At 35.8% G+C, this 26,841-nt stretch carries 24 protein-coding genes; 19 read left to right on the forward strand and 5 right to left on the reverse strand.

The window, feature by feature from the left end; genetic code table 11:
- Nucleotides 1-8: 8 nt before the first annotated feature.
- The 8 genes from BLS98_RS04725 to BLS98_RS04760 all read left to right on the forward strand — a co-directional run bounded on the left by BLS98_RS04725 (nucleotide 9) and on the right by BLS98_RS04760 (nucleotide 8,095).
- Entirely contained in the window at nucleotides 9-677 is a 669-nt protein-coding gene (locus tag BLS98_RS04725; protein WP_089734047.1) for an ABC transporter ATP-binding protein, read from the forward strand.
- A gap of 16 nt (nucleotides 678-693) precedes the next feature.
- Complete coding sequence (locus tag BLS98_RS04730; RefSeq protein WP_089734049.1) at nucleotides 694-1,269, forward strand: murein L,D-transpeptidase catalytic domain-containing protein; 576 nt, start codon at nucleotides 694-696, stop codon at nucleotides 1,267-1,269.
- 16 nt (nucleotides 1,270-1,285) lie between these two features.
- The gene (gene radC, locus BLS98_RS04735; RefSeq protein ID WP_089734051.1) at nucleotides 1,286-1,963 is read left to right on the forward strand and encodes a RadC family protein; all 678 of its coding nucleotides are present in this window, start codon (nucleotides 1,286-1,288) and stop codon (nucleotides 1,961-1,963) included.
- Entirely contained in the window at nucleotides 1,960-2,871 is a 912-nt protein-coding gene (locus tag BLS98_RS04740; RefSeq protein ID WP_089734054.1) for a hypothetical protein, read from the forward strand. The genes radC and BLS98_RS04740 overlap by 4 nt, the downstream gene beginning before the upstream one ends.
- Nucleotides 2,872-2,944: 73 nt before the next feature.
- A complete protein-coding gene (locus BLS98_RS04745) occupies nucleotides 2,945-3,877 on the forward strand; it encodes a phytanoyl-CoA dioxygenase family protein (protein ID WP_089734055.1) in 933 nt (310 codons plus the stop codon).
- Between the two features lie 36 nt (nucleotides 3,878-3,913).
- Nucleotides 3,914-4,426, forward strand: coding sequence for a DUF7935 family protein (locus BLS98_RS04750; RefSeq protein ID WP_066699697.1), 513 nt, complete (start codon nucleotides 3,914-3,916; stop codon nucleotides 4,424-4,426).
- Nucleotides 4,427-4,443: 17 nt separating this feature from the next.
- On the forward strand, nucleotides 4,444-5,055 hold the full coding sequence (locus BLS98_RS04755; RefSeq protein ID WP_045496234.1) for an inorganic pyrophosphatase: 612 nt from the start codon (nucleotides 4,444-4,446) through the stop codon (nucleotides 5,053-5,055).
- Nucleotides 5,056-5,368: 313 nt separating this feature from the next.
- Nucleotides 5,369-8,095 (forward strand): sodium-translocating pyrophosphatase, encoded by a 2,727-nt coding sequence (locus tag BLS98_RS04760; RefSeq protein ID WP_089734057.1) that lies wholly within the window; start codon nucleotides 5,369-5,371, stop codon nucleotides 8,093-8,095.
- A gap of 359 nt (nucleotides 8,096-8,454) precedes the next feature.
- Here BLS98_RS04760 and BLS98_RS04765 read toward each other — a convergent pair whose 3' ends face one another.
- Nucleotides 8,455-9,594, reverse strand: a complete 1,140-nt coding sequence (locus tag BLS98_RS04765; RefSeq protein ID WP_089734059.1) for an aminotransferase class I/II-fold pyridoxal phosphate-dependent enzyme — start codon at nucleotides 9,592-9,594, stop codon at nucleotides 8,455-8,457.
- 229 nt (nucleotides 9,595-9,823) lie between these two features.
- Here BLS98_RS04765 and BLS98_RS04770 point away from each other — a divergent pair, with 229 nt between their 5' ends.
- The 7 genes from BLS98_RS04770 to BLS98_RS04800 all read left to right on the forward strand — a co-directional run bounded on the left by BLS98_RS04770 (nucleotide 9,824) and on the right by BLS98_RS04800 (nucleotide 16,273).
- Nucleotides 9,824-10,864, forward strand: a complete 1,041-nt coding sequence (locus BLS98_RS04770; protein WP_089734061.1) for a M28 family metallopeptidase — start codon at nucleotides 9,824-9,826, stop codon at nucleotides 10,862-10,864.
- 148 nt (nucleotides 10,865-11,012) lie between these two features.
- Nucleotides 11,013-11,456 carry a GNAT family N-acetyltransferase gene (locus BLS98_RS04775; protein ID WP_228425137.1) on the forward strand — a complete coding sequence of 148 codons (444 nt, stop codon included), beginning with the start codon at nucleotides 11,013-11,015 and terminating at the stop codon, nucleotides 11,454-11,456.
- A gap of 1 nt (nucleotide 11,457) precedes the next feature.
- A complete protein-coding gene (locus tag BLS98_RS04780; RefSeq protein WP_089734462.1) occupies nucleotides 11,458-11,820 on the forward strand; it encodes a VOC family protein in 363 nt (120 codons plus the stop codon).
- Between the two features lie 84 nt (nucleotides 11,821-11,904).
- Entirely contained in the window at nucleotides 11,905-12,405 is a 501-nt protein-coding gene (locus BLS98_RS04785; RefSeq protein WP_089734063.1) for an endonuclease V, read from the forward strand.
- A gap of 263 nt (nucleotides 12,406-12,668) precedes the next feature.
- On the forward strand, nucleotides 12,669-13,844 hold the full coding sequence (locus BLS98_RS04790) for an acetyl-CoA C-acyltransferase (RefSeq protein WP_089734065.1): 1,176 nt from the start codon (nucleotides 12,669-12,671) through the stop codon (nucleotides 13,842-13,844).
- Nucleotides 13,845-13,919: 75 nt separating this feature from the next.
- Nucleotides 13,920-14,804 (forward strand): leucine-rich repeat domain-containing protein, encoded by an 885-nt coding sequence (locus BLS98_RS04795; protein ID WP_089734067.1) that lies wholly within the window; start codon nucleotides 13,920-13,922, stop codon nucleotides 14,802-14,804.
- Nucleotides 14,805-14,965: 161 nt separating this feature from the next.
- Entirely contained in the window at nucleotides 14,966-16,273 is a 1,308-nt protein-coding gene (locus tag BLS98_RS04800; RefSeq protein ID WP_089734069.1) for a T9SS type A sorting domain-containing protein, read from the forward strand.
- A 270-nt stretch (nucleotides 16,274-16,543) separates the two neighbouring features.
- On the opposite strand, the gene BLS98_RS04805 is transcribed toward BLS98_RS04800, so the two are convergent.
- Nucleotides 16,544-19,882 carry a DEAD/DEAH box helicase gene (locus BLS98_RS04805; protein WP_089734071.1) on the reverse strand — a complete coding sequence of 1,113 codons (3,339 nt, stop codon included), beginning with the start codon at nucleotides 19,880-19,882 and terminating at the stop codon, nucleotides 16,544-16,546.
- Between the two features lie 234 nt (nucleotides 19,883-20,116).
- On the opposite strand from BLS98_RS04805, the gene BLS98_RS04810 reads away from it, so the two are divergent.
- The 3 genes from BLS98_RS04810 (at nucleotide 20,117) to BLS98_RS04820 (ending at nucleotide 23,069) form a co-directional block, all read left to right on the forward strand.
- Nucleotides 20,117-20,914, forward strand: a complete 798-nt coding sequence (locus BLS98_RS04810; protein ID WP_089734073.1) for an SDR family oxidoreductase — start codon at nucleotides 20,117-20,119, stop codon at nucleotides 20,912-20,914.
- 77 nt (nucleotides 20,915-20,991) lie between these two features.
- A complete protein-coding gene (locus BLS98_RS04815) occupies nucleotides 20,992-21,906 on the forward strand; it encodes a helix-turn-helix domain-containing protein (RefSeq protein ID WP_089734075.1) in 915 nt (304 codons plus the stop codon).
- Between the two features lie 155 nt (nucleotides 21,907-22,061).
- Nucleotides 22,062-23,069: a T9SS type A sorting domain-containing protein gene (locus BLS98_RS04820; protein ID WP_167356167.1), complete on the forward strand. Its 1,008-nt coding sequence runs from the start codon at nucleotides 22,062-22,064 to the stop codon at nucleotides 23,067-23,069.
- A gap of 77 nt (nucleotides 23,070-23,146) precedes the next feature.
- Here BLS98_RS04820 and BLS98_RS04825 read toward each other — a convergent pair whose 3' ends face one another.
- From BLS98_RS04825 to BLS98_RS04835, 3 genes are all read right to left on the reverse strand, one after another.
- Nucleotides 23,147-23,770, reverse strand: a complete 624-nt coding sequence (locus BLS98_RS04825) for a GNAT family N-acetyltransferase (RefSeq protein ID WP_089734079.1) — start codon at nucleotides 23,768-23,770, stop codon at nucleotides 23,147-23,149.
- Nucleotides 23,771-23,861: 91 nt separating this feature from the next.
- Nucleotides 23,862-24,491: a hypothetical protein gene (locus BLS98_RS04830; RefSeq protein ID WP_089734081.1), complete on the reverse strand. Its 630-nt coding sequence runs from the start codon at nucleotides 24,489-24,491 to the stop codon at nucleotides 23,862-23,864.
- A 119-nt stretch (nucleotides 24,492-24,610) separates the two neighbouring features.
- On the reverse strand, nucleotides 24,611-25,456 hold the full coding sequence (locus BLS98_RS04835) for a helix-turn-helix domain-containing protein (RefSeq protein ID WP_228425139.1): 846 nt from the start codon (nucleotides 25,454-25,456) through the stop codon (nucleotides 24,611-24,613).
- A gap of 192 nt (nucleotides 25,457-25,648) precedes the next feature.
- Here BLS98_RS04835 and BLS98_RS04840 point away from each other — a divergent pair, with 192 nt between their 5' ends.
- Nucleotides 25,649-26,809: an MFS transporter gene (locus BLS98_RS04840; RefSeq protein ID WP_089734084.1), complete on the forward strand. Its 1,161-nt coding sequence runs from the start codon at nucleotides 25,649-25,651 to the stop codon at nucleotides 26,807-26,809.
- Nucleotides 26,810-26,841: the final 32 nt, after the last annotated feature.

A 26,841-nucleotide genomic window follows, 5' to 3' on the forward strand; every position in this document is an offset into this window, starting at 1 on the left:
TTTGAATCATGATTAAAGCAAGAAATATCCATAAATCTTATGGGAATTTAGAAGTACTGAAAGGAGTTGATATTCACATCAAAGTAGGGGAAGTGGTTTCTATTGTAGGAGAATCCGGAGCAGGTAAATCAACATTGCTTCAGATTTTAGGAACTTTGGATATTCCTTCTCAATCTGGGAAATATGATACCGAAATTGAGATTGCAGGAGAATCATTTATTAATATGAATGATAAGCAGTTATCAAAATTCAGAAACCAGAATATTGGTTTTGTATTTCAGTTTCATCAGCTGCTTCCTGAGTTTACTGCTTTGGAAAATGTTTTACTTCCTACCAGAATTGCAGGGGCTAATGAAAGAGAGGCTATGGAAAAGGCACATGCTTTATTTGAAGATCTTAAAATTGAACAGCGATTAAATCATAAACCTAACCAGCTTTCCGGTGGAGAAGCGCAAAGGGTAGCTGTTGCAAGAGCTTTAATCAATTCACCGAAAATTATCTTTGCTGATGAACCTACGGGAAACCTGGATTCAAAAAATGCGGATGACCTTCATAGGCTGTTTTTTGATCTTAGAGATAAGTATAATCAAACCTTTGTGATTGTTACTCACAACCCGAATCTGGCTGAAATCACAGACCGTAAGCTCGTTATGAAAGACGGAATGATTATAGAATAGCTTTCTTACACAGACGATGAAACACTTTATTTTCCTTTTTATACTTTTAGTTTCCTGCTCAAAAGCTGAATCACAGCAGGCAGATAGGTTAGGTATACCAGAATCCAGGGTTTCAGAAATTAAAAAATTTATTAAAGATAAAGACTATAATCAGGATTTGGCCATCTTTATTAACTTTAAAATTCCATCAGGAAAATACCGTTACTTCGTTTACAACTTGAAGAATAATAAAATTGTACAAAAAGCTATTGTTGCTCATGGCTCAGGATCTGTAATCTCAGGGTCAAATGCTTTGAAGTTCAGTAATATTGAAGGTTCTTATCAGTCTTCTCTTGGGAAATATGCAGTTGGAGAGAGTTATGTTGGACAATTTGGGAAAGCTTATCGTTTAAAAGGACTTGATCCTACCAACGATAATGCTATGCAGAGGGCTATTGTTCTGCATTCCTTTAGCAGTGTTCCTGATACAGAATCCGAGAAGCCCGCATCTTTGAGTTTAGGCTGTCCGATGCTTTCCATCAATGCTTTTAAAGAAACGGCCAAATATATTGATAATTCAGAGAAACCTATTATCTTATACACTTTCTATTAATCTATAATTTATTTCAATGTCCTTAAAATTTCTGGCTGAAGACGATAGACCCCGGGAGAAATTCTTACAAAAAGGTAAGAGTGCACTTTCCGATTCTGAACTTTTAGCCATTATTATGGGAAGTGGAAACAGAGAAGAAAGCGTATTAGAACTGGCTAGAAAGATTTTAGCATCCGTCAATAATAATTGGCATCAGCTAAGTTTACTTTCCGTTAAGGACCTTATGAAATTCAACGGGATTGGAGAGGCGAAAGCCATTTCCATCATTACGGCTTTGGAAATCGGAAGAAGAAGAGCAGGACAGGAAATCCCTGAAAAATCCCTGATTGGGAACAGCCATGATGCTTATTCAATCCTGAAAAATCAGTTGTCTGATTTAAGGACAGAAGAGTTTTGGGCTATTTTTCTAAATAACAGCAATAAAGTAATACACACTTCACAACTAACACAAGGCGGAATCAGCCAATCCATTGTAGATGTAAGGGTTCTTTTTAAAACAGCGCTCGAACATTTTTCAACAGGAGTGATTATTGCTCACAATCATCCTTCAGGCAGCCTGAAACCAAGTAAAGAAGATATTAATATTACGCAAAAAATAAAAGAAGCTGGAAAAGTATTAAGTATCCAGCTTTTAGACCATATTATCGTTACACAAGATTCATATTTTAGCTTTTCGGACGCAGGATTATTATGATTAGAAGATTGAAATACCATGAAATTGATTTTGTAAAATATTCTCAATGTTTAGAAAAATCTGAGCAAAGAAAATACTCTGCAACAAAAGACTTTTTAGACACTACAGCGCCTAAACAATGGGAAATACTTGTCTATAATGACTACGAAGCCGTAATGCCAATCCCTTTTGTGAGGAAATATGGAGTGAAAATTGTTCATAATCCTAAACTTTGTCAGCAATTGGGAGTCTTTTCCGATAAAGATGATGTGAATTTGAATGAGCAATTTTTAGACTATCTTGAGAATCATTATCTGATAAGAGCTTACCCTTTTAATGACAGTAATGAACTTCGGACAAAATTCAGGATAAAGAAAAATTTTTTAATTTATCCTGATCCCTATGAAAAAGTGTACGCTAGATATTCTCCCAAAAGAAAGAGAAAATTGAGGTTAGATGAAGATGTTTTGGATCATTCGGAAATTAAAACAGTTTCTTATAATGAAGTAAAATCGTTTATAGAATCCAATATGCTAGGACTAAGCAAAGAAAGTGACCTGGCTGGTTTTATGGAGATTTATGAAACAGCATATCGTTTGAAATATTTACGTTTTTTAGCTTTTTATTACCACGGTAAAATTATCAATGTGATTGCTACTTATTCAGATTGTAATATGGTTGCCCTTTTAGGAACTTTTAGTGATAAAGAATATGTGAAATTATCTGGAGCTTCCGTATTGATTGATCAGATGCTTAAAGAGACGATAGATACTCATATTTTTGATTTTGAAGGAGGAGATATCCCCAATATTGAAGAGTTCTTCAGAGGATTCCGTCCGGAACTTAAGCCTTATGGAATTATAGAACATTCTAAAAAAGACCTGTTTAAAAAATTAGGATCTTTAATTCTAAAAGGAAGAATCTTTTAATGATAAATAGCATTGTTTAGATTGGTTCTAATTTAGTATAATTCCGTACCTTTAAAAAACTAGAATAACCGTTATGTTACAGCAAATTCGTAATTATAAATTATCATATATGCTTTATAATTTCTTTAAAAAAAGTAAATTAAAGCATAATATTCCACTATATAAAAAATACGGGATCAACAAAAGTTATTTTTCAAGTATTTCAAGTAAAGATTTCGCTCATCTTCCTCCAACACAAAGAAGTATTGCGGAAGAAAAACTATCATCCACTGCTTTTTTTAAAGATTTATCAGAAGAAAATAAAGAAAGCGCCCTTCGTTATGATGATAACGGATACATGATTCTAAGAAATTTCATTAGTCCGGAAACCGCAGAAAATATCAATATTGAGATTGAAAAGCTGATGAAAGACGGAACCTTAAAATTTCGTTATGGTGGAAAGCTCATGTTTGCCATTCATCATTCTGAAATCATTAGGAATCTTGGCAGCGATAAAAAATTATTGGAGTTTCTATCTGTTTTACTTGATGGTAAAGCTAAGCTGTTTCAAAGTATCAACTTTATTAATGGAAGTCAGCAGAAAACCCATTCAGACAGCATTCACATGACAACATTCCCATTGGGAGGGCTTTTAGGTGTATGGGTGGCATTGGAAGATGTGGATGAAAATAACGGAGCATTACATTATATTCCGGGAAGTCATAAACTACCTTATTTCCTGAATTCAGATTATGATAATGAAGGCACAGCTTTAAAAATAGGGAAGAAAAGCTACAAGGCTTATGAAGAATTCCTTGAAAATAAAGTCAAAGAATTGGGCTTGAAAAAAGAAGTTTTCAGAGCAAAAAAAGGAGATATGCTGATCTGGCATGCTAATATTCTTCATGGCGGAGAGCCTCATACTGATAAAAACAGAACAAGAAAAAGCCTGGTATATCACTTTTTTGATGAAAACAGTGTATGTTATCATGAAGTTACACAAAGACCCGCATTATTTGAACTGTAATATCAGAAAATATTAGTAATTTTGCATCCTAAAATTATGACGAGTCTTTCAGGATATTTACCCTATGCATTTGCATTAATTATTGCAATTCCTTTTCTGGTTTTGCTCAGACAATTTGTACACTCGTATATAACCCTAAAAAACCAGGAACTCAAATTACTTACTGTAAAGTCAAATTCGGAGAATAAAGCACATTCTTATGAGAGAATGACTTTATTTTTGGACAGAATAAAGCCTTCCAACCTGATTCAGAGGTTTGATAAGGGATTAGCTGTTCATGAGTTTATTTTCCTTACAGAAAAAGCAATCAATGAAGAGTTTGAATACAATTCTTCCCAACAGCTGTATGTAACGAAGAATTCCTGGAAGAATATAGTGGACTCTAAAAATGCCATTATAGACCTTCTCCATAAGACTTATGATGGATTGAAAGGGGAAGTGAAACTTGATGAATTCAAAACCATTTTCATCATGAACTATATGGAAAGCAATGATTATGTTGCTGAAACAATAGAAGATTTAAGAAAAGAAATTTTAATAATAACTTAAAAAATAACAGATAAATAATGATTCCAAATTTTAAAGCACATCCATGGCACGGAATTTCTGCAGGAGAAGATGCGCCAAATGTTGTAAACGTATTTGTGGAAATTGTTCCTTCAGATACTATTAAATATGAAGTAGATAAAGAAACAGGATATTTAAAAGTAGACAGGCCTCAGAAATTCTCTAACATTATCCCTGCTTTATATGGTTTTGTTCCAAGAACATATTGTGATAAAGAAGTGATGAGACTTGCTGTAGAAGCTGGAGCAACTGATGTTACAATGGGAGATCATGATCCACTTGATATTTGTGTTTTAAGTTCTCACAATATCCACGCTGGAGGTTTATTAATGGAAGCTATTCCAATCGGTGGTTTTAAAATGATCGATGGTGGTGAAGCTGATGATAAAATTGTTGCAGTAATGATTAACGACCACGCATTCGGACACTTCAGAGATATTACCGAGTTACCGGAAGCAGAAGTTAAAAGATTGATGCACTACTTCTTAACATACAAAAACTTACCGGATGAGCCTGCAAAATGCAGAATTCAGGAGGTTTATGGTGCTGAACATGCAAGAAAAGTGATTAAAGCTTCTCAAACAGACTATGCAGATAAATTCGGAGGATAAGATTCTCTGATGTAAATAATATAAAAAGGATAAACGGGAAACTGTTTATCCTTTTTTATTGCCATGCAAATAAAGTTTTCTCTTTAAAATGAGACTCATTAAAATATTAATCATTTTTAATGGTTTAAAAATCCTGTTTAACCCTTGTTTTATTAGCTTTTACATTGTTTTTCAGTCCACATAATTTTCAGAAGAATTGTTATTGATATTTAAGATTCTTTTAACGTGAAATAACAAGTCCATGATTTTTTTAATGCTTTGATGGTAATTATTTATTATATTTAATTTTCTATTACCAAAAAAATATTAAACTATGGATCTATTTATGTTAGTGCCAATTTTTGGTGTCGTAGCTTTGCTTTATACATTTCTTCAGAGCAACTGGGTAAGTAAACAGAATGCGGGAAATGAAAAAATGAAAATAATCAGCGGACATATTGCTGATGGTGCCATGGCCTTCTTAAAGGCCGAATATAAAATCTTAACCTATTTTGTCGTCGTTGTGGCCATTCTTTTGGCAGTAATGGGATCAAGTAATGCCAACTCACACTGGAGTATAGGACTTGCCTTTGCGGTAGGCGCTATTTTTTCTGCTACAGCTGGTTTTATAGGGATGAAAATTGCAACCAAAGCCAATGTAAGAACGGCAGAAGCAGCAAGAACATCATTATCCAAAGCTCTTAAAGTTTCTTTTACAGGAGGTTCTGTAATGGGAATGGGAGTAGCAGGACTTGCCGTATTAGGGTTAGGAGCTTTGTTTTTAATTATTAAACAAATTTTTGCACCGGAAGCCACAGTAGATTCCCATGAAATGGAAACAACCATAGAAATTCTTACTGGCTTTTCTCTTGGTGCTGAATCCATTGCTCTTTTCGCAAGAGTAGGTGGTGGTATTTATACAAAAGCAGCAGACGTTGGAGCTGACTTGGTAGGAAAAGTAGAAGCCGGAATACCGGAAGATGATCCACGAAATCCAGCAACTATTGCAGATAATGTGGGTGACAATGTAGGTGATGTTGCAGGAATGGGTGCCGATCTTTTCGGGTCTTATGTAGCTACTGTATTGGCAACAATGGTGCTGGGGAGAGAAACAATGTCTGATGATGCATTCGGAGGTTTTGCACCCATTCTTTTACCGATGCTGATTGCAGGAACAGGGATTATCTTTTCAATGATAGGCACTTTATTTGTGAAAATTAATGATAATGAAGGTTCATCCACTTCCAGCGTACAAAATGCATTGAACTTAGGAAACTGGGGAAGTATTGTGATAACAGCCATCGCTTCTTATTTCCTGGTTACTTATCTTCTTCCTGAAAAAATGGTCTTAAGAGGCCATGAGTTTACAAAAATGGGAGTATTCGGGGCTATAATGGTAGGATTGGTTGTAGGAACTCTGATGAGTATTATCACTGAATATTATACAGCAATGGGGAAAAGACCGGTTTCAAGTATTGTGAGACAGTCTTCAACCGGACATGCTACTAATATTATCGGCGGACTTTCCGTTGGAATGGAATCAACATTACTTCCGATTATTGTATTGGCGGGAGGTATTTACGGATCTTATCTATGTGCCGGATTATACGGAGTTGCGATTGCCGCTGCCGGAATGATGGCCACTACAGCAATGCAGTTAGCTATTGATGCCTTTGGCCCGATTGCAGATAACGCAGGAGGTATTGCTGAAATGAGCGAGCTTCCTAAAGAAGTTCGTGAAAGAACAGATATTCTGGATGCGGTAGGAAATACAACCGCAGCTACAGGAAAAGGATTTGCGATTGCTTCAGCAGCATTAACTGCTCTGGCATTGTTTGCAGCCTTTGTGGGGATTGCGGGCATTGATGGTATTGATATTTACAGAGCCGATGTTCTGGCAGGTCTTTTTGTTGGTGGAATGATTCCGTTTATATTCTCTTCATTAGCCATCACAGCTGTTGGCCAAGCAGCCATGGCGATGGTAGAAGAAGTAAGAAGACAGTTCCGTGAAATTCCTGGGATCTTAGAAGGAAAAGCGCAGCCTGAATATGAAAAGTGCGTTGCGATTTCTACTGATGCATCCATTCGAAAAATGATGTTACCAGGAGCTATTGCCATTATTTCACCTTTACTGATCGGGTTTATTTTTGGCCCTGAAGTATTAGGAGGTTTCCTTGCTGGAGCTACCGTATGTGGAGTATTGATGGGAATGTTCCAGAACAATGCTGGTGGAGCTTGGGATAATGCAAAAAAATCATTTGAAAAAGGAGTTGATATCAATGGCCAAACATATTATAAAGGGTCAGAACCCCATAAAGCTTCTGTAACAGGAGATACGGTAGGAGATCCGTTTAAAGATACTTCCGGACCATCAATGAATATCCTGATTAAGCTGATGTCAATTGTTTCATTGGTGATTGCACCTACTTTAGCAGTAATACATAAGGATAAAATTGAAGCAAACAGAAAAGCGAAGATAGAAAGCTTAACAGGTATTTCAGGCGCTGTTTCAACATCATCAGATCTTAAGACTCCAATTGTTCCTGGTGAAGTGAAAGGTCATCTTAATGAAAGCGGAGACTTTGTGTATGAAACCGGAAACCTGCTAAAAGTAAAACTGAAAGGAGGAAAAACAATAGAATTAGGTGAAACCAGTCAATTATATCAGCTTTATAATGCCGTTAATCAAAAAGATAAGGCTATTTTGGATCCTAATAAATGGTATACCATTGAAAATCTTTATTTTGAAACAGGATCAAGTGATTTTAAAACAGGTTATGAGCTGCAGTTGAATAATATTGCAGAAATTTTAAATGCATATCCTGATCTGAAAGTAAAATTAGGAGGATATACAGATAATAGTGGTAATGAAGAAAGCAATCAGAAGTTATCCAACCTTAGAGCCCAGACTGCAAAACTGAAACTGTTGGAGTTGGGGATATCAGCGGATAGGATAGAAGCAGAAGGGTATGGTTCGCAGCATCCAATTTGTGAAGCCAACGATACAGATGAATGTAAAGCCAAAAACAGAAGAATTGATGTGAGAGTTCTTGCTCTTTAATCAATAGTAATAAATCATACTAAAGCATCGCATTGGCGGTGCTTTTTTGTATGTTTGTTGGAGTGACGCAAAGGTGCAAAGAGCTTGAAATATCGAAATCATATTTTTAAGGCGCAAAGATTTTATCTGCGATAAAATTGAATGTGCTTATTTATTGCCACTAATGCACGAATAGATAATTATTTTCTCTATAATTATATCGTTAAAATTAAGTATTAGAGTTTTACTAGTGTATTCGTTGCAAATCGTAATGTTATCTTAGCTAAAAATCTTTGATTTTCTTGCGCCTTAAAAGCAGCACTATTTAAAATCCTTTGCGCCTTTGCGATGTCCAACCAGTAAGTAAAAGCGTATTGTCGTTATAGATTCTTTCTCAGATACTCCAATGCCTGAATAATCACTTCATCTTTTTTTGCAAAGCTGAACCGGATATAATCTGAATTCTGTCTGGAATTATAAAAGGCCGAAAGTGGTAGGCAAGCCACCTTTTTATCAATAGTCAGCCATTTTGAAAACTCTACATCCGTCATGGTCTTGGAAATGTTTCTGAAATTAACAATCTGAAAAACACTGCCTTCAGCCTCTTGCTCAACGTAAAGAGGCGTTTCTTTAAGCAACAGATTAAAAATGTCCCGTTTTCTTTGCATTATGGCTTTGTTTTCTAATGGATCAAATACTTCCAGGTACTTTGCCAGAGCATATTGAGCCGGAGCGTTGGCACTATAGGAGATGTATTGCTGATGACTTCTGAATAAAGCGGTTAGTTCTTCAGAAGCGAGCATATAGCTTACTTTCCACCCTGAAGTATGAAACATTTTCCCGAATGAAAAAATACAGAATGTTTTGTTTCTAAGTTCAGGATGGATAAATGAACTGTAATGTTCAGCTTCATCAAAACAATAGGTATCGTAGATCTCTTCTGAAATTAAATAGATTTCCCGGTGGCTTATCAATTCGTACAATTGCTTCCAATCATTCTGTTTCCATATTTTTCCGGTTGGGTTTTGTGGAGAATTGATGATGATTGCTTTGGTCTTTTCAGAGATACAGGTTTTAAATTGAGTCCAGTTTATAACGAAGTCACATTCAAGATCATAATAAACAGGAATGCCTCCATTCATCACAACTGAAGGAGCGTAAGTATAATAGGAAGGTTGAATTATGATAACTTCATCTCCTTGATTTAAAATAGATTTAAGAGCGGTATATAAAGCAAAGGTTGCACATGGTACTATAGAGATTTCATTAGCACTTAAAGAAATACTGTTTTTCCGTTTGCTGTTAAAATGAATAATATTTTCGATGAGTAAAGGGTTTCCGGCAAGCGGTTCATAATGATGAGTATCGAAATCTGCAGCTTCTTTTAAAAAGAATTTCAGGCGTTCATCAATGTCAAAATCCGGCAAACCCAGCGAAAGATCAAAGCTTCCATGCTTAGTAGCTAATTCAGACATTTCTGTAAAAAAGGAATAATGAGTAAACCCTTGAATTTCTTTCATCTATTTTGTATTTCAGTCAAAAATAATAAAAAATGATATTGTATTGAATTTATTTTTCAAAATGTGATAATATTTCTTTGTATTCTGTATGTATTCTTTATTCTAGGTTGAGATTTGGTGGTATATTGTGAAATTCCCCTAAGACTGTAGGTTAGAAATTACTTTGCGGATCTTCTTTCGTATATTCCAGATTCAATAAAAATTATTATTTTTAAGAAAATTATTCAGTATGAAAAAACTACTTATTCCGTTATTTGCTCTTGCTTTGATGACGAGTTGCGGAACGGCACAGGTTGCTGATGGGGTATCCACAAATCCTGTAGCAGTAAAACATGATAAAGCGTTTTCTGATGCTTACAAGATGATTAAGGCAGAGGACTTAAAGAAAAACCTGTATGTTATTGCCTCAGATGAGATGGAAGGACGTGATACAGGAAGCAAAGGGCAGAAAAAAGCGGGAGAGTATATTGTTAACTATTATAAAAATATTGGGGTTTCTTATCCAAAGGCATTAGGCTCTTATTATCAGAAAGTTCCTTCGGATTTTATGAAAAAAAGAGGGGGTGGTAATCTTCCGGACTCTGAAAATATTCTGGCTTTCATTGAAGGAAGCGAAAAACCTGAAGAAATTGTAGTAGTTTCTGCACATTATGACCATGTGGGAACAAAAAATGGAGTAGTATATAATGGTGCTGATGATGATGGAAGTGGAACAGTTGCGGTGATGGAAATGGCTAAAGCTTTTCAGGAAGCTAAAAAAGCAGGGAAAGGTCCTAAAAGATCTGTTCTGTTTCTTCATGTAACAGGAGAAGAACATGGTTTGTTCGGCTCAGAATACTATACAGATAATCCTGTTTTTCCATTAGCAAATACCGTTGTTGACCTTAATATTGATATGATCGGACGTGATGATCCGGACAACAGAGGAAAACAATATGTGTATGTGATAGGTTCAGATATGTTAAGCTCCGAGCTTAAAGTTATTAATGAGGCTGCTAACAAAAAGACCAACAACCTTGAGCTGAACTATAAATATGATGATCTTAATGATCCTCAGCAGTTATATTACCGCTCAGACCACTATAACTTTGCTAAAAACAATGTTCCGGTAGCATTTTTCTTTGATGGAATTCATGAAGATTACCACAAATCAACGGATGACCCGGACAAAATAGACTATAATCTATTGCAAAAAAGGACTCAGCTGGTCTTCACTACTGCCTGGGATATTGCCAACAGAGCAGAAAGAATTGTAGTAGACAAAAAATAATGATCACTGGTTTTTAAGCCGGGTTAACCAGTCATACAGAGGTGCAAATTTTCATGTATTCAGATTTTTAAGAGAGCTATTATTTCTTAAAAATGATGGGATAAACATGTTTTTGCACCTTTGTAGTATTTAATAGTTAATTTATTTAATGAATATAATAATCCGTGAAGCTGTACAGGAAGATATTCCGCAAATTCAGATCATAAGAAACTCAGTGAAAGAAAATACCCTATCAGACCCAGGTCTGGTTACGGATAGAGATTGTGAACTATTTATGTTTGAAAGAGGAAAAGGCTGGGTAGGTGAAACAGACGGACAGCTGGTTGGTTTTTCGATTGTTGATCTTCAAGAGAATAATATCTGGGCACTATTTGTGCATCCTGATTTTGAAAACAGAAAAGTGGGAAGAGAACTTCATAATACCATGCTCAATTGGTATTTTGAACAGACAAAAGAGAACGTTTGGCTTGGAACTTCGCCGCAGACAAGAGCTGAAACTTTTTATAGAAAATCAGGTTGGAAAGAAATTGGAGTCCATGGAAAAAACGAGATCAAGTTTGAAATGACCTATGAAAATTGGAAAAACAGATAGTATGAGACCACAACTGAAATCTATCAGACCTTTCATTGGAGCAATAAACTTTGAGATAAGCAGAAACTTTTATAAAGATCTTGGATTTGAAGAAGTTATCCTTGAATCTAAACTATCACTGTTTATAAGAGAAGAAATAGGCTTTTATCTTCAGGATTATTATGCAAAAGATTGGGTTGATAATACCATGATTTTCATGGAAGTTGCCAATACAGATGAATTCTGGAAAGAACTTTTGACTTTAGAACTTACAGATAAATATGAAAATGTAAAACTAATTCCTATAAGAACCATGCATTGGGGAAAAGAGTGTTTTGTACATGATCCATCAGGGATTTTATGGCATTTTGGCGAGTTTTTTTGATCTGAAAATTTTATCAATGAGTTTTTATAGACTTTTTGCTTACTATCAATAGATGGCTTATCTTGGCTGTATAATTAGAACAAAATGATTTACGCATTTGATACTTACTATTATGAAGACTATGCCAATACCGTATGTATTGCATTTGAAGACTGGGCCTCCGATCGGGAAGTTGAAATTTTTACAGAGCAGATTTCTATCAGTTCAGCGTATGAAAGTGGTGCTTTTTACAAAAGAGAGTTACCATGTATTCTAAGCTTACTGAATAAAATAGTAGTAAGAGAAGAAGATATCATCATTGTTGATGGCTATGTTACTCTCGATAATGAAGGGAAAATAGGACTGGGAGGACATCTTTATGAAGCTTTACAGGAAAAATATCCCGTGGTAGGTATTGCTAAAAATGAATTTACAACACCAGATTCCCAAAGAAGGAATGTGCTGCGTGGTGACAGTAAAACACCACTCTTTGTAACAGCGAAAGGAATAGATGTAGATCATGTGAAGGCAAGTGTAGAGCAAATGCATGGCCCTTTCAGAATTCCTACCTTGCTGAAAAAGCTGGATCAGCTAAGCAGAGAATAAGAAATGATACTAACTTAAATGTCAAAATAAGCATTTGTCATTCTGAGAGCAGCGAAGAATCTCTGTAATTAAAATTCTTCACTATATTTCATTACCCAAGCTTACAAAAGTTTTCAAAGGATGAGACATTTAAGGTAGTTTCATCTTTTTTTGATTATTAAATATACCGATCAGTATATTTTGTTATATTTGTATAGTAAGAAAGAGCAAATTTTTTACTCTTCAATATACCGATTGGTATTTTTTTAAAAATAAACAAAACTATGAAAGAAGCATTCATTATTGCAGCAAAAAGAACTCCTATTGGTGGTTTTATGGGAAGTTTATCAGGGTTTACAGCGCCTCAGCTGGGAGCTATGGTTATACAGAAAACCTATGAAAGTGCATTGGTTTCCCCGGAAAATATAGACAGCGTATACATGGGAAATGTATTAAGTGCGGGAGTAGGACAGTCGCCGGCAAGGCAGGCAGCTATTTTTTCAAAAATACCTGTAGATAAAGATGCTACAACGGTCAACAAGGTGTGCGCTTCTGGAATGAAGGCAGCAATGATCGGAGCGCAGCAGATCCAGCTAGGGTTGGAAGATCTTGTGATGACAGGCGGAATGGAAAGTATGAGCAACGTACCTCACTATAATTATCTACGGAAAGGTCAGAAATTGGGAGATACAACATTTACGGATGGTTTGATTAAAGATGGTCTTTGGGATGTGTATCACAATTTTCACATGGGAAGTGCTGCTGAGTTAGGTGTTAAAAAATATGGTTTGACAAGGCAGGAACTGGATGATTATGCTTTAATCTCCTATCAAAGAGCTCAGGAAGCAGCGGCTGGAAACAAATTCAATGCTGAACTGTTCAGTATTTCAATAGAAGGAAAGAAAGGAACTGTTGTTATAGAAAGAGATGAAGATATTGATAAGCTTATTCCTGAAAAGATTTCCTTGCTTAAACCGGCTTTTGAAAATGATGGTATGCTCACTGCAGCCAATTCAAGCAACCTGAATGATGGGGCAGCAGCATTATTATTGGGTTCTTCAGAAGCTTTACAGAAGTATGATCTTAAGCCATTGGCTAGAATTATAGCGTATGCCGATGCCGCTCAATCTCCGGAATGGTTTACAACTTCTCCCTCAGTTGCCATTCAAAAAATATTGAAAAGTACAGAACTTAGCCTTTCTGATATTGATTATTTTGAAATCAATGAAGCCTATTCTTCTGTAATTCTATCCAATCAGCAGATCCTTGGCTATGATCTGGACAAAGTAAATGTGTATGGTGGCGCTGTAGCAATGGGACATCCGATCGGAGCTTCCGGGGCAAGGATTATGGCAACATTAGTAAATGTATTGCGTCAGGAAGGAGGAAAGTATGGCATTGCCGCAATTTGTAATGGTGGCGGTGGAGCTTCGGCTGTTCTTATTGAAAATCTGAATTAAATACCTATTTTTATACAGCAAAAAGAGGATTCAAAGGATCTTGGGCATTATTTACATCCATAAGAAATATCAGGTATGAAACAGGAAAGTGAAGGATTATTAGGAAAAATAGATCATTATTGGAAAATGATTCCCACTCATCATACGCAGTCTCATTCTGTGGATAAAGAGATGCCTGATCCTGGATTGGTTCGGGTTTTAACCATAAGTAAGCATCATCAAAACTGGAAACGGATCTTCGAATACCCCAATCTTGAAGAATTAAATCTGGATCAGCCTAGTCTGGAGCAGGTTCAAGCAATGAATGAATTGAAGAGTCTTAAAAGGTTAAGAATAAAATCTTTTCGTGCTAAAGATGTCGAGTTTGTCAGTTCTATGATAGATTTAGAAGAGGTCTCACTGGAATATGTTTCCGGTTTTTCAGATCTGTCTCCGTTGCGAAATCTTCCAAAACTGAAAGCATTGCACCTTGAAAATCTTAGGAAGGTTTCCAGCTTTGATGGCTTAAGAGGAATTAAAAATCTTAAATATCTTCATATTAGCGGAACATTAGACTGGAAACAACCTATTGAAGACTTTACATTTTTGGAGGAACTTCCGGAACTAGAGATTCTCAGCCTTATGTCTTTTACCCTTAAAGCTCCGTTTCCAGCTTTTAAAGCTGTTTTAAGGCTGGAAAAACTCTTAGAGATAAGAATACCAAGAGGAACATTAGATACGCCGGAATATGCCTTTTTAGACGTTGCCAGGCCTGAACTGATAAAAGGATTTGAAAATGAAACTTCATGGCCTTTATACGTCAATATAGATTATACAGATCAGGGATATGTAAGTTTATTGGGAAAAGGAGAGGGTAGAATAAAGCTTAATCAGGCTGATGCCAATAAGAAATTAGAGGCTTACACCAAAAAATATGAAGAATATAAGCAAGAATCCAGAAAAATCATTCAGCATCACTAATGATTCAAACATATTGATAATTATATAATTAACTTTATTTTTATTGTTTATTTCTCAATGTTATTAAGGTAAATATCTTTAAACTGATAAATATCATTACGTTCTTATTTTTATTGATTCTAAATAAATATAAATTTGTCTCAATAAAAATGAAGAACTCTATGAAAAAAATAACTACTCTTTCCATTATCCTATTATGTGGGCTTAGCAAAGCTCAATATTGCACTCCAACTTTTCAGTATGGTGCAGGAAGTAATATGATAAGCAATGTCTCCTTTGGGAGTATCAATAATCCATCATCAACCAATTCATCAACTGCTCAGGAATATGAAGACTTTACTTCATTATCCACTGATCTGGCTGCTGGAAATACATATCCAATATCAATAAAAGGTCCATCAAGTACTTTTCCCAGTGATGTAATGGTTTATATTGATTTTAATGGAAATGGCAGTTTTGATGATGCAGGAGAGAACTTTTTTATAGGGAGGCTGGAAGCTGCTAATCCTGCCAATGCTTTTACTATTGACAGCAATATTATGATTCCTGCCAATGTTTCCGGTGGCAGTAAGAGAATGAGGGTTCTTAAAAATACAAATGTAGCGGCTTATTCGGATCCTAATGCTCAAAATTCCATTTCTTCAGCGTGTAACTCAGGATTAAGAGCAGGCCAAACTGAAGATTATACAGTAAATATTCAGGGAAGCAACACCAATAATTTCCCTTTCCCATATTGTGGATCTGAAGGGGTAACAAGCCTTACAGTGAGCGAAATAACTAAGGTGGAATTTGCTGGACTTGAAAATGAGAGTTCGATTGGTGGAAGCTCTGCGGTTATAGAAGACTTTACAGGTTCCGTTTTTAATGTCAGCCGTGGAAATGGATATCCAATCACGGTAACAGGAGGAACTCATGGACAAACAACGGTTTCTGCTTATGCTTATATCGATTTTAATCATAATAATCAGTTTGATGCTGATGAAAAGTTTAATCTGGGGTATTTGGATAATTCAAATCCGGTTTCCGGTCATGAATCTGGTGTTACTTCCGAAACCATTACTATTCCTGCTAATGCATTATTGGGAAATACGCGTTTCAGGTTGGTAAAAGCGTATGAATCCAGCTCATGGATGGGAACGCTTGAGAATCTGCCATGTCCTGCGGGCTGGTTCATTGGTCAGGCAGAAGATTATACAATCAATATACAGCCGGAAAGTCTTGCCACTACTGAAGTTTCTAAGGATAAATCTATTGAAGTGAAAATATATCCTAATCCAACCTCAGGAAATGTAACAATCAGAATGAAAGAAGGGTTGGAGAAGTATGAAGTTTATAATATTTCTGGACAAAAACTTTCGGAAGGAAACTCTGATACTGTCAATATGAGCCGCTTGATTCCAGGGACTTATCTGATTAAAATACAGACCAAAGACAAAAAAATAACCACCCAAAAGGTTATTAAAAAATAAAACACATATCTAATCATATCCATATCAATTTTTGTTTTTTACCGGCAGATTCTATCTGTCGGTTTTGTTTTGTATAAGATTGATAGTTAATGTATTGTATGTGTAAATATGAGTAGGAAATAAATTGATTTTAAGCCATTAAGAAAGATGAAAATTGTAAGGAAAGTGGAGTTTCATCAAAGATAATAGCTTATATAAAGAGCTTTGCTATTTGCTTAATTATTCTTATCCCCTTACAATATTTAATGGTTTATTTTTTTCGATATGTATCTACTTCTTCTCCAAAATATCCAGCAAATCCTGTTTTGAAAGCCCTTGAAACTTGGAGCCATCTGTTTTAAGAAGATTTTGAGCCAAAAGAGTCTTCTTTTTCTGGAGCGTAAGGATTTTCTCTTCCACTGTATTGGAACAGATCATCCGGACAGCAATCACATTTTTAGTCTGTCCTATGCGATAACTTCGGTCAATGGCTTGGTTTTCAGTAGCAGGATTCCACCATGGATCAATCAGGTAAATATAATCGGCTTGGGTAAGATTAAGCCCGACACCACCTGCCTTTAAACTTATTAAAAATACTCGTATCTCTTCATTTTCCTGGAAATTAGATACTTTCTTTCCTCTGTCTTTGGTTTGTCCGGTAAGATATTCGAAAGGAATTCCGTGACGTTCCAGTTCTGGTTTTAATAGGTCGAGCATTCCAACAAATTGAGAGAATACAAGGATTTTATGGTCTTTTGATTTTCCAAGGATCTGCTCCATCAGAATTTCAATTTTAACCGCATGTTCCCCGGAATATCCTTCTTTAATCAGTACAGGAGAGTTACAGATCTGTCTGAGCCTCGTAAGGCCTGTAAGAACGTGTATGCTGTTTTTGTTAAGATCATCGTCATCATTGGCTGCAATGAACTCACGAAGCTCTTTTTCATAAGCATCATAGATCTTACGCTGTTCCGTGTTCATTTCGCAATAAATAACCGTTTCTGTCTTCTCCGGAAGCTCTTTGGCTACCTGTTTTTTTGTTCTTCGAAGAATAAACGGTTTTATTTTCTGCTGAAGTTCTATTGCCCGTTTGCTGTACTCAAATTTATCAATGGGAATTGCATAAATATCTTTGAAAGACTGCTTGCTGCCTAATAATCCTGGGCAGGCAAAAGAAAGCTGGCTGTAAAGGTCAAAAGTACTGTTCTCAATAGGAGTACCCGTTAAAACAATCCTGTTTCTGGCCTGAAGAAGCCTTGCCGCTTTATATCTTTCGGAATTAGGATTCTTAATTGTCTGGGACTCATCAAGAAAAATATAATTGAAATTAAAAGTTTTCAGAAAACGGATATCTGAAAGTAACATCCCATAACTAGTTAAAACAACTTCATAATCTGACAGATGGGTTGTTGTTTTTAGTCTGTCTGGACCATAATGTACTAAAACCCTTATGGAAGGAGCAAACTTACTGATCTCTTCCTGCCAGTTGAAAAGAAGAGAAGTAGGAACTATTACAAGATTAGTGGTATGTCCTCGTTTTTCCCTTTGAGAAAGGATAAATGCAATGATCTGAAGGGTTTTTCCCAATCCCATATCATCAGCAAGACATCCTCCGAAATTGAAATCATCAAGAAAATTAAGCCAATTTAATCCATCATGCTGATAATCTCTCAATTCAGCCTTTAATTCCGCCGGAATATTGACCTGAGGAATATTTTGACCTGTTAGAAACTGAGTAGAATATGTAGTAATTTCATCCTGAACTTCACTACTTACTACTTCCTTTTCAAAAAGAGAAGAAATTTCCGTAAAGTTGATTTTAGGAATCTTTAATAGCTCTTCATCAATTTCTCCGGCTTGAAAATAGGCAGCAATTTTATCCATCCATTCTTCAGGAAGAATGCCCAGACTTCCATCATCCAGCTGTACGAATTTACTTTTATTACGGATTGTTCTGTGAAGCTGCTTCAAAGTAGCTTCTTTTTGGCCAAAACCTACTTTTAATTTCGCATTAAACCAATCCAGTCCACTGGTAATCTGAATGTTAATTTTTGCACGGTGTGGATTCAGTTTGTTGTTTTTTAATTCATTAAAGCCTAAAATGATGATCCCTTCATTTCTCCATAGTTCAAAGGCATTCAAAAACCAGTTATCATCAAGGAATTTATCTCTGTGCAGATAGAAATACTGATAGCCATCCATCTGTTCTTCAAAGTCAGGATGCTGTTGCATCACCAAAGAAGTAAAGCGGGCTTCTGCGGCATCATTTCTTTCTACTTTAAAAGGGTTTCCATTCTGATCAGTATCGAAAATCTGCTTTCTGGAGTATACCGGAACTTCTACCTGACCGTACTTCATGACGGGAGTAATTCCAATATAATTTTCCTGCTGTCGAAGATAAATGACTCTTTCTGTCTGGAAATTCTTTTCTTCAAGTTGTACTTTCGTTGCAGTCTGTATATAGTTATAATTGATGTGAATACGTTCTTCAAGTGTAGAGAGTATTTGCTGCATAAAACTCTCATATTTTGAAGAATGAATCAGCAAAATTTCATTATTTGCTTTGAAAAATCTGATAACCCTGAGCATATCAGGATGGTCTATGAAGCTGAAAGTGTTGTTGTTATAAACGAAATATTCATTTCGAATAATCACATTTTTAAAAGGCACAGAAGAATCATTAAATAGCAATTCTCCGGTAATTTCATAGAATGGATCTTTCTTAAATACAGAGAGTTGGACTTCTGCATCTAAAGTGTTAAGTTTAATAGGTGTTAATGACTTTGCAGAGATTGTTTCTGTGATTTCACGGTCATGATAGTACACTTCCAGATCGAGAGGATTTTTCACAATAAGCTTTAAAGCTTCCAATTCAGCAGCATTATAATCTTCATTATAATTGCTTTGAAAAGAAGAGATAGCAGTGTAGAATTTTATATCCAAAGGTTTCTCAGCTTTCCATATCAATTGCATAGCATCTACGTACGTAACCGGATTTTTTATTTTCCCGGTTTGTGTGATTTCTGCTTCCATGAGAGAAAATACCAGATGATTATAGTAACGGTGTTTACCGATAACCAATATCTGTTTTTTGCCTGTTTCCAATGCTGCCAGTTCATCCAGTTTAGAAGGAAGCTGGGGCAGAAGATCTCTTTGGAATATGTGCTCATCCATAGGAAGCATTTCCTTGATTCTGGGTGAAATTTCAAGCTTTCCTTCGGTCAGTTCCAGATGGAAGTATTCGTCAAGGTGTGGTTCATTTTCTAAACCATATCCCTTGGCTTTAGATATTAATGTTTTTTTACGTAGAATATCATCAAAAAAGATCCGGTAATTTTTTTCTTCCAGTATACAATGAATGATTTCTGCCTGATGAACACAAAGCTGAGCTTTAGCATTGTCACAAGTGCAACCGCAAAGCAATGAATTATTTATCCGGCTTATGGAAACAGCAGGAAAATCCTGCAATGAAGATTTTTTTGTAAAAATTCCGGTATTATTTTCAATGGCAATGGGGTAAACATCACGAAAATCAGTGATTCCAATAAATGAACTATCTGCGGTATGCTTTAACAAGTCATATACGGAAAGTGTACTGATATTGACGTCTTCAAGAATATATTCTGCCATAAAAATTGATCAGAGCAAACTTACAAAAAAACGACAAAATGAAAGAGTGTTTAGAGCCTTGAGCCTTATAAATATTTTTATTCTAATAGATAATAGACTCATAATTGGTAGACTGTTGCATTGATATATTATTCCATTTATTAAAGTCCATTTTGGCTACAGGTTAGTCCGTTTTGGCAACTCTAATCTTTTTTCGGATGCTGACCTTTGTCCTGTAATTTTAAACAAGAAAAAATGAAAACAATTTTTATAACAGGAGCTTCTACAGGATTAGGTAAAGCTACTGCACAATTATTTCAACAAAAAGGATGGAAGGTTATTGCTACCATGAGAAACCCTGAAGTAGCATCAGATCTTGCTTCTCTGGAGAATGTAACGGTGCTTCCATTGGATGTTACTCAGCCGGAACAGATAAAGGCTGCCGTAAAACAATCACTGGAATTTGGGGATGTGGATGTTGTTTTTAACAATGCAGGCTATGGTCTTTTGGGGCCTTTGGAAGCCTTGGCTGATGAACAGATTGTGAGACAGCTGAATACTAATTTGCTGGGAACAATTCGTGTTACTCAGGAATTCATTCCTTATTTCAGAGAGAAAAAGGAGGGTATGTTCATTTCAACAACATCCATTGGCGGATTAATGGCTTTTCCTCTGAATTCAATTTATCATGCCACAAAATGGGCTTTAGAGGGCTGGAGTGAAAGCATGGCTTTTGAATTGAATCAATTCGGGGTAGATATAAAAACTGTTTCTCCCGGAGGAATTAAAACGGATTTTGTAAGCCGTTCTCTGGATTCTGCAACGAGTCCTGTCTATGAAGAAATGATTAATTCTCTGTATTCCGGTATGGAAGGAATGATGGAGGCTGCTTCTACACCGGAACAAATTGCAGCAGTAGTTTATGAGGCGGCTACAGATGGTAAAAAGCAGTTAAGATATGTAGCCGGTGAAGATGCCAATGCTTTATATGCACAGCGTCTGGAATTAGGGGATGAGTTATTTAGAGAACAATTAGGAAAACAGCTTATTTAATTGTTTATCAGTTTTGTACAGTGTATGTTGAAATGTTTTTTGCATTGCATTTCATGAAAAAATAATAACTTTATGATATGGAAAAGAAAGAAAATTATATAATAAAAATTTCCTCGATATCGGAGTTACACAATTTGTTGCAGCTTCCGGGGCCGCTTCATCCATTGGTGAGTCTTATAGATAATGAAAAGATGAGCATAAAAGAGGATTGGGCGGGAAGAAGTTTTATGTTTAATTTCTATAAAATTTCCTATAAATATTCTACAAGCGGAAAAATGGGGTATGGACAAGGATATTATGATTTCAATGAAGGCGGAATGATGTTTACAGCTCCGGGACAGATACTTTCCCCAGAAGAGAATGCAGAATACAGTGGCTGTACACTTTTAATTCATCCGGATTTTATCAGAAACTATCCTCTGGCAAAAAATATAAAAAGCCTTGGGTTCTTTTCTTATGATACGAATGAAGCTCTTCATTTGTCTGATCAGGAAAAGACGATCATGAAAGGGCTTCTGGACAGTATTAAAAATGAATTGCATACCGCCATTGATGAAGTAAGTCAGGATGTGATTATTTCCTATACTGAAGTTCTCCTCAATTACAGCAATCGTTTTTATAAAAGACAGTTCATTACAAGAAAGGCTGTGAATAGTGATCTTCTGACTAAGATGGAAAAAGTACTGGCAGATTATTTTAATGACCAGAAAGCGTTGACAACCGGACTTCCTACTGTGGAATTTCTGGCTTCGGAGCTCAACCTGTCACCGCATTATCTCAGTGATATGCTAAGGAATCTCACAGGACAGAATGCACAGCAACATATTCATGAAAAGCTGATTGAAAAAGCAAAGGAGTATCTCACAGCCACTAATTTTTCAGTATCGGAAGTTGCTTATGCATTAGGATTTGAACATCCACAGTCTTTTAATAAATTATTTAAAAAGAAAACAGATCAAACCCCTTTAAGCTACAGACAGTTATTTAATTAAGCATAATAATGCCCAGCCGTACCGGCTGGGCATTATCTTTAGTGCATTTGGTAGAAAGAATAAGGCTTTGGATAGATAAAAGTATTTTACAGGGAATGATGTTCCTTATTTTCATCATAAAAATCATTAAGCAATCAACCTTAAATCCAAATATTATGAAAAAATTAAACTTTATCTTATTCCTCGTCGTAGGAATAATGGCTTATGGTCAGCCATTAATAACAAGAACTGGCGTTGACCGTGTTAACAGTACAATCAGTCTCAAATCTGAGGATGTAAGTGGGACTTCTATTACAGCTGGGGCTGCCGGAGCTAATATTACCTGGGATTTTTCAGCGTATACAGGAACTAATCCCGTTGCTTATGTGAGCAGAGTGTGCCCGGGACAATCCAATTGTTTCAGGTTTCCGGGAGCCAACAGAATTACAACACTCACCAGCGTTGATTCTCATGATTTTAGTGCAATGACAGACACTGAAGCTACAATGTTGGGATCTTATTCTGGTCCTGCGTTGGGAGATATTACCGTTACTTATGTTAATCCTTTGATTGAGTATAAATTTCCGATCACTTACCAGCAACAGTTTGATGATACTTATGAGTTCAACAGTGTTTCTGTAGCTATTGGAAATACGAATGAAACAGGACAGGTGAGTGTTACGGTTGATGGCTATGGCACCGTAATTACTCCCAGAGGAACGTATTCTAATGTATTGAGAATAAAAAGAATGAGAACTGCTACACAAACCATTTCTGCTTTACCTGCACCTATTATTGCTACTTTTACCAATGAATCTTATCAGTGGGTGAGCCAGACGGATGGGATGGTATTTAGCTTTGCTATCAATACTTCTGTATTTAGTGGAAATACGAATGTAACAAAATCGGTATCTTATCTTGATACTGCAGTGCTGTCAACGGTTGATTTGGATAGCAAAAAAGGAGGGGTTTCTGTCTATCCAAACCCAAGTACTGATTTTATTACAATAGCCTCAAAAGAGGATGTTAAAACGGTTACGATCTCTTCTCCGGAAGGCAAAACTGTTTTAACAACTGAAAACACTGGTAAGATTGATGTTTCAAAGCTTTCAAAAGGGGTGTATATCCTTCAGGGAGCATTGAAGAACGGAACTGTTGTTTCAAAGAAAATAATCAAAAAGTAAATAGGTTGTAGATAGATAGAGAATCAGGCATAAAAGATCTAATTTTTATGCCTGATTTTTATTTTTTCAAATGTTTATTATTGAATCTCTTTTGCAGAAGCTTCTTTTTCTCTGATTAATGTTTCAATTTTTTGTTTTGCTGCATTCCATTCATCATCCAGAATGCTGTAATAAGCTGCATTTCTTGTGGTTCCATCATTCTGAATTTTATCTTTACGTAAGATTCCTTCAAATACTCCGCCGATTTTTTCGATTGCTTTTCTTGATCTGAAGTTATCGTCCTTTGTTTTCAGCTGTACACGATTGGTTTTTAATACATCAAAACAGTAGTTGAGCAGTAGTAATTTGCATTCCAAATTAATGGATGTTCCCCAAAAATCCTTTGTGATCCATGTCCAGCCAATTTCTAATTTTTTATCTGAGGGATAAATTTCGAAAAATCTTGTAGAACCAATTAGCTTTTGGGATTCCTTGTGTCTGATGACGAAAGGATATTGGTTTCCGTTTTCCCTTTCTGATAAAGCGAATTCGTAGTTTTGATAAAATATCGTTTTATCGGTACCGTCAGTAGGAATCAATGCCCAGAGGTCTTTATCTAAAGCGGCGGCATATAATTCTTCAAGATGTTCTTTTTCCAAAGGAATCAGTTCAATATATGTTCCTTCTAAAATGGTTGGATGTGAAATCCATTTCTCCTTCATAAAATATTTTTTTTGGAATAGCTAATTTAATGAAAAATAGAGTATAGTAGTATTGAATAAACTGGACTTTAATTTTAAATGAATAAAATTTCTATCTGCTGATGTTTTCAATGGAATCAATTAACCATTGGTTTCCATTATTTTTGACAAGGGTATACTTATAGGTCATCCCACAGTTTTTCAGGTGGAATTCTACATAAGATAGCTGAGAATTGACTGGTTTTACAGTAAATTTTATTGCTTCAATATGGTTTAAATCCGATTGATAATCATCCTGAGTTTTGAAAAAATAATCATAATCAAATCCGTGGGGTGGGCCATCATTAGCTGGATTCTTTTTGAAATATTCATCACCTTCCATATAGTTTTGCCTGTAAGTGGCCAGAAACTTTTCAGATAATAATTTGCTGCTTTTCAGAAAGGATATTTCTTTATCAACCTGATCAAAATCTATCGCATAATTAGCAGGAGTTTCATTTTCAGCCTGAGGACCGCCTTTTATGGTGTTGAAATGAGAAAGATTATCTTCATTGTCTCTATACCATTTGATGAATGATTCAACTGTTTCAGCTGGAGAATAATCTTGAAGTTTAGATGTAACAGGTTTTGAATTTTCAAGTGTAATGGTATCCTGTACAATAGGTGTTTTGGGAGTATCCTCTTTCTTGCAGTGTATAAACAACAAACATGATGCTGACAATAATACTGTTTTCCTTAGCATGGTTAGCTTTATTTTTAGGGACCAAAATTACAAAATAATGAACTAATTCGCCTACATGATATGATGTATTGAATTTAAAAAAAGACTGCCGTGAATGCATGAATTTTCTTAAAGCAGATTTACTTTTTTATTCTATAATTTTCTCTGTAGGTATTGGCCGTAATGCCTGTACAACGCCTGAAATACCTACAAAATAGAGAAGAATCTACAAATTGTAACTGGTTACTGATTTCTTTAATGGAAAACGAGGTGGTTTTGAGAAGTTCTTCAGCCTGTTTTATCACTCTATAGCTAATCCATTGTTTGATAGGCTTTCCGGTTTCTTTTTTAATTAAACTGCTTAAATACTGTGGGGAAAGGTGCAACTGGTCAGAATAAAATAATACACTTCTTTCCAGATGACCATGTTTATTCAGTAGTTCAAAAAAATGATCGATGATGTCCTGGCTTCTGGTCTGTAGAAGACTATTGTTCTTGATGATGGGTAAAAATAGCTTTGAAACCAATTCCAAAAGTGCATACAGCAGGTATTGTACAGATTCCACTGTGCTTTCCTCCTTGGTTTTGGAGTTGTACTCCTCAATTAACTTTCCAGTTGACCAGATGAGTTTTCTTGCCGGAGATTCAGTCTTCATTACCGGATTAATCTTGATTTCATCACTGGCGAGAAGAACGGTCAGAAAGCTATAGGTGCTGATGAAGTCCAGAGAAATATAAAATACAGATAATTCAAGATCAGTACTGCTGGAAATATTTCCCAAATCTGTATCCGGTAACAGCATCATGATGGAATGAGCCTGTATATGAAAAGGAAGAGCATTGATCTGAATATCCAACGTTCCGTTGGATACAAAACAAAGCAACAGCTTATTCAGATTTCCTGCTTTTGCATGAAACTCTGAGAGGCTGTTTATATTGTATTTTTCAATACATAATCCTTCAAAGTTGGGCTTTATCTCTATCATTATACAATTGGATGGCTTCATAAAATGGTTAATAGTTTTGCCATTGGTTTCCTGGGATCAAAGGTAAGCAGTTAATTTTTCTTTTTGAAAGCGTTGTTTAAAATGGAATATAAAATATCAAAAATGGAATGTATTTTATTGGCTGAGTGTTACTAACTTCGCCAACGGAAATTTTAATCAAACCCTGTTACCATGCAAGAGAGAGAATCATTGAATTCGAAAATGCCTACCGCCTGTTTTTTACTTTTCTTTGCCCACGGACTTGTTTTCTCGTCATGGGCCAGCCGGATTCCCATTATTAAAGACGCTCTTTCTATTAATGAGGCACAGCTTGGGACTCTTTTGCTTCTAATGCCGATAGGTCAGCTTTCTACGATGATGTTATCAGGGAAGTTAATCAGCAAATATGGAAGCAGCAGGATGATTAAAAGCTGTTTTTTATTGTATCCGCTTTTTCTTTTGCTGATTGGGCTTTCTCCTTCTTACTGGATGTTGGCCGCTGTTCTGTTTTTCTTTGGTGTTACGGGGAATTTGTGCAATATAGCAATCAATACACAAGCTATTGAAATAGAATCCGTCACCAAAAGAACGCTATTATCTTCTTATCATGGAGCCTGGTGTTTTGCCGGATTGGTAGGAGCATTATTGGGATTGCTTGCTATTAATCTGCATATAGAAACATTTCATCATTTTGTGCTTACGTTTATTTTGGTTTCTTTAATCTGGCTGTACAGTAAGAATAATCTCACTAATAGTATTCATAAAGCTGAACCGCAAACACAGTCTATTTTTAAATCTGTAAATCCTACATTAGTTGGATTGGGAATCATTGGCTTTCTAAGTATGGCCATTGAAGGAGCGATGTTTGACTGGAGTGGTGTTTATTTTCAAACCATCGTAAAAGCACCACAAAATCTTATTATATTGGGATATACAAGCTTTATCTTAATGATGACTTTAGGAAGGTTCGTGGGAAACAGGATCATTGAAAAGTTGGGGAAAAGAATGGTATTGCAGTTTTGTGGAATTCTAATGAGTATGGGGCTGTTCCTTAGTGTTTTTCTTCCGGAACTATGGATTTGCATCATTGCCTTTATGATTATCGGGCTTGGAGCTTCTTTAAGTGTACCATCAGTGTACAGCACCATTGGTAAAGTAAATACGGTTGCACCAAGTATTGCGCTATCATTTGTATCCAGCATTTCATTTTTAGGCTTTCTGATAGGACCGCCGTTAATTGGATATATTGCAGAAGGTTTTGATTTAAGGTATTCTTTCGGGCTTTTTGCCTGCTTTGGGATCTTATTGAGCATTATGGCCGGAAAGATGGATATATTCCGAAATAAAAATTAATCTGTTAGGAAAAGATAAAACGGTTTGTTTGG

It is taken from the genome of Chryseobacterium jejuense (assembly GCF_900100075.1).
GTDB classification, from domain to species: Bacteria; Bacteroidota; Bacteroidia; order Flavobacteriales; family Weeksellaceae; genus Chryseobacterium; species Chryseobacterium jejuense.

Bases quoted from the DNA above. Each gene is read 5' to 3' on its own strand.
- BLS98_RS04835 (WP_228425139.1), bottom strand. From the start codon at position 25,456: ATGATAGAGATAAAGCCCAACTTTGAAGGATTATGTATTGAAAAATAC.
- BLS98_RS04725 (WP_089734047.1), top strand. From the start codon at position 9: ATGATTAAAGCAAGAAATATCCATAAATCTTATGGGAATTTAGAAGTA.
- BLS98_RS04745 (WP_089734055.1), top strand. From the start codon at position 2,945: ATGTTACAGCAAATTCGTAATTATAAATTATCATATATGCTTTATAAT.
- BLS98_RS04830 (WP_089734081.1), bottom strand. From the start codon at position 24,491: ATGCTAAGGAAAACAGTATTATTGTCAGCATCATGTTTGTTGTTTATA.
- BLS98_RS04770 (WP_089734061.1), top strand. From the start codon at position 9,824: ATGAAAAAACTACTTATTCCGTTATTTGCTCTTGCTTTGATGACGAGT.
- BLS98_RS04810 (WP_089734073.1), top strand. From the start codon at position 20,117: ATGAAAACAATTTTTATAACAGGAGCTTCTACAGGATTAGGTAAAGCT.
- BLS98_RS04755 (WP_045496234.1), top strand. From the start codon at position 4,444: ATGATTCCAAATTTTAAAGCACATCCATGGCACGGAATTTCTGCAGGA.
- BLS98_RS04815 (WP_089734075.1), top strand. From the start codon at position 20,992: ATGGAAAAGAAAGAAAATTATATAATAAAAATTTCCTCGATATCGGAG.
- radC (WP_089734051.1), top strand. From the start codon at position 1,286: ATGTCCTTAAAATTTCTGGCTGAAGACGATAGACCCCGGGAGAAATTC.
- BLS98_RS04780 (WP_089734462.1), top strand. From the start codon at position 11,458: ATGAGACCACAACTGAAATCTATCAGACCTTTCATTGGAGCAATAAAC.
- BLS98_RS04825 (WP_089734079.1), bottom strand. From the start codon at position 23,770: ATGAAGGAGAAATGGATTTCACATCCAACCATTTTAGAAGGAACATAT.
- BLS98_RS04750 (WP_066699697.1), top strand. From the start codon at position 3,914: ATGACGAGTCTTTCAGGATATTTACCCTATGCATTTGCATTAATTATT.
- BLS98_RS04775 (WP_228425137.1), top strand. From the start codon at position 11,013: ATGAATATAATAATCCGTGAAGCTGTACAGGAAGATATTCCGCAAATT.
- BLS98_RS04790 (WP_089734065.1), top strand. From the start codon at position 12,669: ATGAAAGAAGCATTCATTATTGCAGCAAAAAGAACTCCTATTGGTGGT.
- BLS98_RS04740 (WP_089734054.1), top strand. From the start codon at position 1,960: ATGATTAGAAGATTGAAATACCATGAAATTGATTTTGTAAAATATTCT.
- BLS98_RS04800 (WP_089734069.1), top strand. From the start codon at position 14,966: ATGAAAAAAATAACTACTCTTTCCATTATCCTATTATGTGGGCTTAGC.
- BLS98_RS04785 (WP_089734063.1), top strand. From the start codon at position 11,905: ATGATTTACGCATTTGATACTTACTATTATGAAGACTATGCCAATACC.
- BLS98_RS04805 (WP_089734071.1), bottom strand. From the start codon at position 19,882: ATGGCAGAATATATTCTTGAAGACGTCAATATCAGTACACTTTCCGTA.
- BLS98_RS04760 (WP_089734057.1), top strand. From the start codon at position 5,369: ATGGATCTATTTATGTTAGTGCCAATTTTTGGTGTCGTAGCTTTGCTT.
- BLS98_RS04795 (WP_089734067.1), top strand. From the start codon at position 13,920: ATGAAACAGGAAAGTGAAGGATTATTAGGAAAAATAGATCATTATTGG.
- BLS98_RS04765 (WP_089734059.1), bottom strand. From the start codon at position 9,594: ATGAAAGAAATTCAAGGGTTTACTCATTATTCCTTTTTTACAGAAATG.
- BLS98_RS04730 (WP_089734049.1), top strand. From the start codon at position 694: ATGAAACACTTTATTTTCCTTTTTATACTTTTAGTTTCCTGCTCAAAA.
- BLS98_RS04820 (WP_167356167.1), top strand. From the start codon at position 22,062: ATGAAAAAATTAAACTTTATCTTATTCCTCGTCGTAGGAATAATGGCT.
- BLS98_RS04840 (WP_089734084.1), top strand. From the start codon at position 25,649: ATGCAAGAGAGAGAATCATTGAATTCGAAAATGCCTACCGCCTGTTTT.